Genomic DNA, 10,097 nt, shown 5'->3' with positions numbered 1-10,097 from the left:
GCCCTGTTGTTACATCGGTCGGTGCTTAACGCTTGCCGAGGATCTTGCCCAGCAGCTCCGGTCGTGGGGCACCCTGTTGGGTTTGCAGTTGCAGCTGTTCGTCCAGGTAGAAGATTGCCGGTGTCGCTGACAGGCCGAGTTCTTCCATGATCGCAAGGTTGGCGTCGAGCTTGGCTTGCACCGCTTCGGGAATTTTGTCCAAGGCCTTGAGGGTGCTGGCCTTGCCGGCTTTCTCATGTTGCGCCAGGGCCTTGGCCGGGTCGTTGCTGGCCAGCAACGCGGCGGACTTGCCGGGGCTGTCTTCACGAATGATACCGACCATGATATGGCGCAATTGCACCTTGCCCGACTCGACCCAAGGCCGCGCCTGCTGCCAGAACATATTGCAGTACGGGCAATTGGGGTCGCTGAACAGGTAGACAATTCTCGGTGCATCGGCCTTGCCGTCGGCAATCCAGGCGGTTTTTTCCATCTTCGCCCAGACTTCCTTGGCCATCGGCGCATACACCAGCTTTTCCAGCGGCGCCTGGCTCAGGTCCTTGCCCTGTTCGTCAAACAAGCTGCCCACCAGCACATGCTTGCCATCGGCCGTCAGGTACAGTGCCAGGCCACGGTTCTGGTACTCGGCAGCGTAGCCACGCAGGCCATCGGGCGCGTCGAAGCTGCCTTTGATTTTCGCGCCTTTGGCTTCCATCTGCTGGATCGCCTTGGGCAGCTCTTGAGCCACCACCATCTGACTGGTGAGCAGGCCCAAGGCCAGGGTGAGTGGCAGTTTCAGCACAGATCGCATGCAACGTTCCTTGTGGGAGAGGGGGCGGAAGGCGCGGGTGGGCGCTCGAAGGATTGCAGGGCGTGGCTGAGGCTGGCCCGCGACAGCTCGCCCAGGTGGCTGCCGACCAGGCGGCCTTCGGTGTTGTAGAACAGGGTGGTGGGCAGGGCCATGGAGCCGACCTTTTGCGCCAGCTGGCCACCGCTGTCGAACAGCACGTGGGACAGGTTCAGACCGGTGGTGGCAAGAAAGGTCACCACGGTTTGTGGCGCCTCGCCCTGGTTGACGAACAAAAAGGTGATGTCCGGGTAGTCGCTCTGGGCTTGTTGCAACACTGGCATCTCCCGTCGGCACGGTGGGCACCAGGTCGCCCAGAGGTTGATCACCAGTGGCTTGCCACGATACTCGCCAAGTTGCACGGCCTGGCCGTTGGCCTTGCGCAGGCTCATTTCGGGCAGTTGCGTGCCCTGGTCATACAGGTGGCTGGCGAGGCTGCCGAGCAACCAGAACAGCCCGCCGCTCACCAGCCCCCAGGCCAGTGGCCGGCGCATGGCCGGGCGCCGATAACCCTGGGCGAGGGCGCCGAGGGCAACCGCCAGCAGTGCTGGCCACAACAGGAAACCGCCATCGCGCAGGTCGATGATCTGCACCAGGTCTTCGCGGTACATCGACCAATAACTGATGACAAAGCCCAGGCGGGCGCTGAGCAGGCCAAGCAAAAACAGGCCGAACAACACCGACTCCGGGTTGTCGCCGCCGCGCTTGGCCACCCGCCAGCCGACCAGGCTGGCCAGGGTCAGGGCGCAGATCAGCAGCAGATGGCTGAGGGCCATGGTCAGCGGTCCGAGCGAGACAGTCAGCATCAGCCTTGGCTCCGTGTGGCGGTCCAGTGTTGGAGGAAGTTCGTGGCATTGATTTCGCCGGTGATGCGCTGGCCCCGGCGCTCGTTGCCTTCCGGGCCGATCCAAATCAGGCTGGGCGGCCCTGGTACCTGGTAACGCTGCAGCAGTTCACGGCTGGCGGCGCCTTCGGCGGTGACATCCAGGCGCAACAAACGTACGCCGTCCAGTGCTGCCAGTACATCGGCGCGGGCGAAGACCTGTTTTTCCATGACCTTGCACGACACGCACCAGTCGGCATAGTAGTCGAGCATTACCCATTGGCCCTGGGCCTTGGCCGCCTCCAGCTCACGCTGCAGGTCAGCCGGCTGGCTGACAGTGGTGAAGGCGTCGCGGTGTGCGGCAAGCGGGGCCGCGCCACTGCCGGCGATGAACGGTTGCAGTGGTTGCCACGGGTCATCGCCGCCAGCGGCTGCGCCGACGATCAACAGGCTGCCCCACAAACCCACCAACAGTGACAGCGCCCGCAACGGACGCAGTGCCTGCAAGGCTGGCCACGCGGCCCAGGCCAGGGCAATCAGCCAGGCACCGGCAAGCCCCAGCCACAGCGAAGGCGCGAGCACGGCGCGCAAGGTATAGAGCGCCATGGCCAGGAACACGAAACCGAACAGGCCCTTGACCCGGTTCATCCAGGCACCCGGGCGCGGCAGGTAGCGATTGCCCAGGGTCACCAGCAACAGCAGCGGCAAGCCCATGCCCAGGCCCAGGGTGAACAGCACCAGGCCGCCGTGCACGGCATTGCCGCTCTGGGCGATATACAACAGTGCACCGGCCAGCGGTGCGGTCATGCACGGACCCATCAGCAGGCCCGACAAGGCGCCGAGCAGCGCCGCACCATACAGGTTGCCGCCGCGGGTGCCGTGGCCGGCGCGCTCCAGGCGGTCACGCAGCCATGCCGGCAGTTGCAGTTCGAAGGCGCCGAACATCGGCAGGGCCAGCAGCACGAACAGGCCGGCCAGGGTGCCCAGCAGCCAGGGTTGCTGCAGCCAGGCCTGGAAACTTGCGCCCAGCAGCGCCGCGACCACTCCCAGGGCGGCATACACCAGGGCCATGCTCAGAACATACACGCTGGCCAGCAGCCAGCCACGGCGGGTGCTGGCACCACTGCCCAGCACCAGCCCTGCGAGAATCGGCAGCATGGGCAGCGAGCAAGGGGTGAACGCCAGCAGCAGGCCCAGGCCGAGGAACGCCAGCAGGCTCCAGGCCAGGTTGGACTGCTGCAAGCCGCCGGCCAGGGCCTGGTCGCTGGCTTGGGTATCGACGGCATTGCCGCCCAGGCTGACCGGGCTGGTTTGTGGTGGATAGCACAACCCGGCATCGGCGCAGCCCTGCCAGCCCATGCGCAGTTCACCGCTGGCACTGGCCGGCAGGATCAGCTCCAGCTCGCCGCGGTACACCTGGGTTTCACCAAAATACTCGTCACTGTGCGGCAGGGCGGCGGGCAACTGGGGGTGCTGCTCGGGCATCAGGCCATCGAACTTCAGGCGCTTCTGGTACAGGTAGTAGCCATCGGTAATCTGCCAGTGCAGGCGCATCTGCCCGGAGTCGAGGCGTTCGCTACTGAACACGAAGGCCTTGTTTACCGGCAGGAAATCGCTCTGGGCAAAGGGGTTGGCCTGGCTCAGGCCGCTTAGCAGGAACATCAGGGCAAACAGAAAAACGCGCATGTCGAAGCCTTGGCAATGCGATGAAGGGCAAAGCTTGGCCCAGCCCGATTAACCGAAAGTTAACCAATCGGCCAACGGCTGTCGCCAAGGCCGCGACGGCTGCGGCCTGGCGCGGCATAATCTTGGGTTAATCCGCCTGGGCTTGAATAACGCCTTTCATGATTGAGACCCGACCATGCACGTACTGCTCTGCGAGGATGATGACCTGATCGCCAGCGGCATCAGCGCCGGCTTGACCGCCCAGGGCATGACTGTCGATCGGGTGGCCAGCGCTGGCGCGGCCCAGGCCTTGCTGCAGGCTGCAAGTTTCGATGTCATGGTGCTCGACCTGGGCCTGCCCGACGAGGACGGCCTCAAGCTGTTGCAGCGCTTGCGCCAGCAAGGCCAGACCTTGCCGGTGCTGATCCTCACCGCGCGCGATGCCGTCACCGACCGGGTCGACGGCCTGCAGGCGGGAGGCGACGACTACCTGCTCAAGCCCTTCGACCTGCGCGAGCTGGCGGCGCGCCTGCATACCTTGCTGCGCCGCGCCGCTGGGCGGGCGGTCAATGTCATCGAGCATGGCCTGCTGAGTTATGACCCCAGCAGCCGCGAAACCTGCCTGGCTGGCCAGCCGGTCGACCTGTCGCGGCGTGAACAGGCGCTGCTGCAGGCACTGCTGCACAACCGTGGCCGGGTGCTCTCCAGCGAGCAGCTCAAGGACAGCGTCTACGGCTTCGGCGACGAGGTCGAGAGCAATGCGCTGAATGTGCATATCCATCACCTGCGCCGCAAACTGGGCAACGGTATCGTCGAAACGGTGCGCGGCCTGGGTTATCGCCTGGGGCCTGCGCAGGTGCCGCCGGAGCCGCGAGCATGACCTTGCGTTTGCGCCTGACCCTGATCCTGGGCACCGCCTTCATCGTCATCTGGGTGCTGGCAGCGGCGTGGATGCTGCGTGATTTGCGCATGCAGATGATGTTCTCCCTCGACCAGCGCCTGGTGGCGTCGGCGCGCATGGTGGCCGGCCTGGTCGACCAGTTGCCGCAGCCATTGTCGAGCAAAGGCGAGGGCACACGCCTGAGCGCTGACCAGCTGAGCGTGGACGGCATGGCCTGCCAGGTCAGCTCGCTGCGTGGCGAAATTCTCGCCCGCAGTCATAACAATGAACAGACCCTCGACGATCAGCGCAGCGGTTTTCACGACCAGACCATCGACGGTGCCCGCTGGCGCAGTTTCACCTATGCCCATGGCGATGTACGCATCACTACCGCCGACCGTCATCAGGAGCGCGAAGCCCTGAACCGCTCAATCCTGCTGGCGGCCTCGGCGCCGGTACTGATGGCCCTGCTCGGCAGCCTCGGCCTGCTCTGGCTGGGGGTCGGCAAGGGCCTGGAGCCGCTGAACCGCATGCGCGATGCCTTGCGCAGGCGCAGCCCCGACGCCCTCGAGCCGCTGCAGGTGCGCGGCCTGCCCAGTGAACTGCAACCCTTGCTGGACACCCAGAACCAGCTGTTCCTGCGGATCGGCCAGACCCTCGAGCGAGAGCGCCGTCTCACCGATGACGCCGCCCATGAACTGCGCAGTCCGCTGACCGCCATCAAGACCCACTTGCAGGTGGCGCGCATGACCGATGGCGAGGTGCGCGAGCAGGCCCTCGAGCACGCCGAACAGGGCGCTGACCGCCTGCACCGGACCCTTGAGCAGCTGTTGCTGCTGGCGCGGGTGGAGGGCCGGTTGTCGTTCGAGGACGGCCTGCAGTGCAGCGCTGAACAGATCGCTCGCCAGGCGATCCAGGACACCGGTATCGACAACGCCCGGCGTATCGATCTGCACCTGGCGCCGGGTGCGGCCCAGGTTTACCTGGGCATGCCGACGCCACTGGCGGTGACGGCCTTGCGCAACTTGCTCGACAACGCCCTGCGTCATACTCGTGGCACGGCGCCGGTGGAGCTGGCGGTACAGATGGAGCAGGGCCGGGTCGCGTTCATGGTCCGCGATCACGGCCCCGGCATTGCCGAGCAGGACCTGGAACACCTGACCGAACGCTTCTGGCGCAACAGCCAGAGCGGCGGTTGCGGGCTGGGCCTGGCGATCGTCCAGGCGATTGTCCAGCGTTGCGCCGGCAGCTTGCGCTTCGACAGCCGCAGCGATGGCTTGCGGGTGCTCTTGCACATACCGCTGCGGGCAACCCCCTGATGACGGCCCGCGTGCGCCGGGCTGTTGAAAAAAACCTCGGCAGAGCAGGGGTGGTGGCTAAATCCGCGGGGCGCTGAAGCGTTTTTCAAGCGATAACAACCCGCACACATCTGGTGACAGGCGCGTGACGGGCACATCCGCTTGCTTGCGAGGGTTTCCCCAGATGTCAGTCGCTATCAGCCTTGCCCAGGCCCTGCCGGTGTCGTCAGCCGATGCAGCTGAAACACTGTACCAGTTCGATGAGTCGCCGCTGCTGGCGCGGCAGAAACAGCAGGAGTCCAATGCCCGCAGCTACCCGCGGCGTATCCCGCTGGCGCTCAAGCGCGCGCGTGGCATTTATGTCGAGGACGTTGAAGGGCGTCAGTTTATCGATTGCCTGGCCGGTGCCGGCACCTTGGCCCTGGGGCACAACCATCCGGTGGTGATCGAGGCGATCCAGCAGGTACTGGCCGATGAGCTGCCGCTGCACACATTGGACCTGACCACACCGGTCAAGGACCAGTTCGTCCAGGACCTGTTCAGCCTGCTGCCGGATGCATTGCGCAGCGAAGCGAAGATCCAGTTCTGCGGGCCGACCGGTACCGATGCGGTGGAGGCCGCGTTGAAACTGGTACGCACGGCTACCGGCCGCAACACCGTGCTGTCGTTTCAGGGTGGCTACCACGGCATGTCCCAGGGGGCCCTGAGCCTGATGGGCAGCCTGGGGCCGAAAAAGCCTCTGGCCGCATTGCTCGCCAATGGCGTGCAGTTCCTGCCTTACCCGTATGACTACCGCTGCCCGTTCGGGCTCGGCGGCGCAGCGGGGGTGAAGGTCAACCTGCACTACCTGGAGAATCTGCTCAGCGACCCGGAAAGCGGCGTGCAGTTGCCGGCGGCGGTGATCGTTGAAGTGGTCCAGGGCGAGGGCGGCGTGATCCCGGCCGACATTGAATGGCTGCGCGGCCTGCGGCGCATCACCGAAAAGGCCGGGGTGGCGTTGATCGTCGACGAGATCCAGAGTGGCTTTGCCCGCACCGGCAAGATGTTCGCCTTTGAACACGCCGGCATCACCCCAGACGTAGTGGTGCTGTCCAAGGCCATCGGCGGCAGCCTGCCGCTGGCGGTGGTGGTGTATCGGCAGTGGCTCGACACCTGGCAGCCGGGCGCCCACGCCGGGACCTTCCGTGGCAATCAGATGGCCATGGCGGCGGGTTCGGCCGTCATCAATTACCTCAAGGAACATGACCTGTGCGCCCATGCCCAGGCCATGGGTGAACGGCTTGCCGGGCATTTGCGCCGCTTGCAGCAGGAGTTCGCGCAGTTGGGTGATATCCGTGGCCGGGGCCTGATGCTGGGGGTCGAACTGGTCGATCCGGTAAGTGCGGTGGATGCCCAGGGCCACCCCGCAGCTTGCCCGCGCCTGGCGCCGCTGGTGCAGCGCGAATGCCTCAAGCGCGGCCTGATTCTCGAACTGGGTGGTCGCCAGGGAGCGGTGGTGCGCTTTTTGCCGCCGCTGATCATCACGGCCGAGCAGATTGACGAAGTCGCTGCACGCTTTGCCCGGGCGGTGCGGGCGGCGGTTGCCAGTCTGTAAAGGTTCAAGGCAGGCCCAGGCCCGGCGCGTTGCGTCGGGCTTTTCTGCGGCTCAGTCGAAGGTTCGCCCTGCGCGCCAGTACCCCATCAAGGTCAAAGCACTACGGTCCAGCCCGCGTTCGCTGATCAGGTAGCGGCGGATGTTCATCACCGCTGCCGACTCGCCGGCAATCCAGGCATAGAACTCGCCGTTGCAGGGTTTGGCCAGCTCCCAGAGAATCTGCCGGTCGATGTCGACCTCTTCCAGTTTGACGTTATGACCCACGCCGGCCGTTGTTGGCGGCAGCTGTGCCAGCTCGCGGATGGCATGGATCATCGCCTCGCCGTGGGTGCAATGCAGCACATCGCGCGGCAACCAGTTGAGTCGGGTTGCCGGGCTGCAGGTAAGTTCAAGGCAATCGGCTTCGCCAGGGACCTCGATGAAGGCCTGTACCGGGACCTCCGGCAGGTCCCTGGCCAGTTGCTCGAGGATCCCGGCGATGGCGGGCAGGGCGGTCTCGTCGCCGATCAGCAGCAGGTTGCGCAAGTTTTTGGGTGGGCGCCATTCGTAGCCGCCTGGATCGCCGTCGTAGGCCAGGTTCGGCGCGACCATCTGCAGGCGATCGCCAACCCTGGCCTGGGTCGCCCAGGCCGAGGCCGGGCCATTGACGCCGTGCAGGACGAATTCGACATCGACCTCCCGCGCCTCGCGGCGCAGTTGGCGAATGGTATAGGTGCGCATGGGCGGGCTCTGCTCGGCGCTCAAGGCCCGGCGGGCATCCTGCCAGGCGCCATGCTTGGGCAACTGCGGTGGCTGGCCATCTGCCGAGGGGAAGAACATCTTGATGCGCTGGTCGGCGGCCAGGGTGTGCATCTGCGCGACATCCTCGCCGCCGAACACGAACCGTGTGAGGGACGGGCTCAGCGGCACGATGGCTTTGAGCTGCACATCGAACATGCGGTAGGCGCTGGCTTTGGCGGGTTTGCCGACCAGCTTGCGCAGACCATTGCCCAAGGCGTTGGTCAGGGAAGTGGAGGCGGACATGGGCGGTACCTCTGACAAGGGGGATACCTTGGAAACGAAGGCGCGGGCTGCTGAATTAGCCCTGGGCCGCGCGGGTTAAATTTCCCCCTCGCCGATACGTCCTAGCTTGGATAAAGCCTGCTTCATGGCTGATACGGGTAGGACGATGACGATTTCGCGAAGAGGATTCATAGCAGGCCTGGCAGTGGCGGGCGCGACCGTGCCGGCAGCCTATTACGCGCACAAGCAACTGACCCATGATCCCGAGGACGACATCGTTACCCCTGGCGAGGCCAGCGTCGAGCTGGCCGATACGGCCGGCCAGCATTTGGCGGATCAGTTGCGCGGGGTCTGGGAACTGCGCTTTAGCGGTGCCGACGCAGGCCTGGCCGGTTTGCCCAAGGAAGGCGTGGTGATGTACCTGGACGTTGCCACCAAGGGCCGTGGCCTGCGTGGTTACGTCGATCGTGAAAGCGTCTTGCGTGGTGACGGCCCGGCAGCCTATCGGGTGCTGGGCGACCTGGTGGGCGCCTCCAGCGCCACGGTGCGCTGGCGGCTGCTGGACACTCAGGGCGGCCCCGGCTATGAATGCACGGCCAGCCTGGACGAAGTCTGGGGCAGTTTTGCCAACGCCGGCAGTGGCACGCTCAGTGGTCGCTTGCAGCCGCTGGATCGCTCCATGGCCTTGCCACTGGTCGACAGCCGCTTTGTGGCGCTCAAGCGCCTGTTCCCCGAGGCCCGTGAGCGGCTGCCCTACACCCCGCAGTTGCAGGCCTGGCTGATCAGCGCCGAACACCGATTGTTCCATCAGCTCTGGCATGCGACCCGTGACAAATGGCACAAGCTGTCACCAGAGAAGCACGGTGCCTTGCGTGGTCTGGGCTGGCAGCCGGGGCCGCGGGACAAGGAACGCGATGCCCGTGGGCCGCGCAAGCATCGCAACGGCTCTGGCGTGGACTTTCTGTTCATGCACCGGCACATGCTCGGCACAGCCCGCTCGATGCAGCCCTTGCCATCATGGCCGCACTTTCCTTTGCCGCAACCGAGCGTTGAGCACGATCGCCAGGGCTTTGCTCGCTACCACGACAATCACGACGGTTACTGCGTGCCGCCCGGTTGGCGAGCACCGGGTGATGAGGCTTATGGCCAGTGGGTGTCGGCGATCAAGGCAGGCGAGACCTTTTGTAGCAACTTCCAGGTCTGGGAGTCGCAATACCAGGACCCGCTGTACCTGTCGAAGCTGACCCTCGGTGCGTTCGGCTCGGAGCTGGAAATGAACCTGCACGACTGGTTGCACATGTGCTGGGCCTCGGTGCCGCGTGATCCGGTCAACGGCGCGCCAGTGCCCTTTGCCCGTGATCCGGCCGACTTTGCCGGGCGCTGGTACGAGGTGCAGAACGACTTTCTCGGCGATCCGTTCTCATCCCATGTGAGCCCAGTGTTCTGGGGTTTTCATGGCTGGATCGATGATCGCATCGACGACTGGTACCGGGCTCATGAGCGCTACCACCCGGGGCAGGTACGGCGCCTTGAGGTCAATGGCGTGCCGTGGTTCGCTCCGGGGCGCTGGGTCGAGGTCGATGACCCGTGGCTGGGGGCGGTCACGCACGGTTGCAGCACCACGCCGGGGATGTTCCCTGGCAAGTCGGTGGAGATGGATGTGGAGACCATGAAACTGGCCCTGCGCATCACCTTCGGCGAGGACGACAAGATCGCTGACCTGCTGCGGCGGGTGCCGCAGCGGCCGTGGTATGCGCGGCATCTGTCGTTGCGCGGGATTACGTCCTGATTGTTACCCTTGTAGGAGCGGCGATGCGGCGACCCGACTTGCCCCGCGATGGGCATAGGTATCTACACATCTCGCGATTGCGTGTAGACCGCCGGTTTGTGGCCTCGACAAGCACTCCCGCCATGCACCAAGGCTGACAACGCCGTTCTCACAGGCCATGGCACGTTGCAACAACTGTGGGAGCCGGCTTGCCGGCGATGCGCCGCGCGGGCGGCGCTCG

At 65.3% G+C, this 10,097-nt stretch carries 8 protein-coding genes; 4 read left to right on the top strand and 4 right to left on the bottom strand.

Annotated features, from left to right (window positions below; translation table 11 throughout):
• Nucleotides 1–25 precede the first annotated feature (25 nt).
• The 3 genes from dsbG to dsbD are packed head-to-tail and all read right to left on the bottom strand — an operon-like array spanning nt 26 to nt 3,335.
• Nucleotides 26–790 (bottom strand): thiol:disulfide interchange protein DsbG, encoded by a 765-nt coding sequence (gene dsbG, locus M5G17_RS13005; RefSeq protein ID WP_273893321.1) that lies wholly within the window; start codon nt 788–790, stop codon nt 26–28.
• Entirely contained in the window at nt 775–1,632 is an 858-nt protein-coding gene (locus tag M5G17_RS13000) for a TlpA disulfide reductase family protein (protein ID WP_273893320.1), read from the bottom strand. Before M5G17_RS13000 ends, dsbG begins: the two co-directional genes overlap by 16 nt.
• Nucleotides 1,632–3,335, bottom strand: coding sequence for a protein-disulfide reductase DsbD (dsbD, locus tag M5G17_RS12995; RefSeq protein ID WP_273893319.1), 1,704 nt, complete (start codon nt 3,333–3,335; stop codon nt 1,632–1,634). The genes M5G17_RS13000 and dsbD overlap by 1 nt, the downstream gene beginning before the upstream one ends.
• Nucleotides 3,336–3,510: 175 nt before the next feature.
• Between dsbD and M5G17_RS12990 the strand changes: the two genes are divergently transcribed.
• The 3 genes from M5G17_RS12990 (at nt 3,511) to M5G17_RS12980 (ending at nt 7,086) form a co-directional block, all read left to right on the top strand.
• Nucleotides 3,511–4,194: a response regulator gene (locus M5G17_RS12990; protein ID WP_273893318.1), complete on the top strand. Its 684-nt coding sequence runs from the start codon at nt 3,511–3,513 to the stop codon at nt 4,192–4,194.
• Nucleotides 4,191–5,513 carry an ATP-binding protein gene (locus M5G17_RS12985; RefSeq protein WP_273893317.1) on the top strand — a complete coding sequence of 441 codons (1,323 nt, stop codon included), beginning with the start codon at nt 4,191–4,193 and terminating at the stop codon, nt 5,511–5,513. The genes M5G17_RS12990 and M5G17_RS12985 overlap by 4 nt, the downstream gene beginning before the upstream one ends.
• 163 nt (nt 5,514–5,676) lie before the next feature.
• Nucleotides 5,677–7,086 (top strand): aspartate aminotransferase family protein, encoded by a 1,410-nt coding sequence (locus M5G17_RS12980; protein ID WP_273893316.1) that lies wholly within the window; start codon nt 5,677–5,679, stop codon nt 7,084–7,086.
• A gap of 51 nt (nt 7,087–7,137) precedes the next feature.
• On the opposite strand, the gene M5G17_RS12975 is transcribed toward M5G17_RS12980, so the two are convergent.
• On the bottom strand, nt 7,138–8,109 hold the full coding sequence (locus M5G17_RS12975; protein WP_273893315.1) for a siderophore-interacting protein: 972 nt from the start codon (nt 8,107–8,109) through the stop codon (nt 7,138–7,140).
• 145 nt (nt 8,110–8,254) lie between these two features.
• Here M5G17_RS12975 and pvdP point away from each other — a divergent pair, with 145 nt between their 5' ends.
• The gene (pvdP, locus tag M5G17_RS12970) at nt 8,255–9,877 is read left to right on the top strand and encodes a pyoverdine maturation tyrosinase PvdP (protein WP_273893314.1); all 1,623 of its coding nucleotides are present in this window, start codon (nt 8,255–8,257) and stop codon (nt 9,875–9,877) included.
• Nucleotides 9,878–10,097: the final 220 nt, after the last annotated feature.

Source organism: Pseudomonas rubra, assembly GCF_028656935.1.
GTDB classification, from domain to species: Bacteria; Pseudomonadota; Gammaproteobacteria; order Pseudomonadales; family Pseudomonadaceae; genus Aquipseudomonas; species Aquipseudomonas rubra.
The sequence above is the reverse complement of the archived record's forward strand: the minus strand, read 5'-3'. Positions and strand labels throughout refer to the sequence as shown.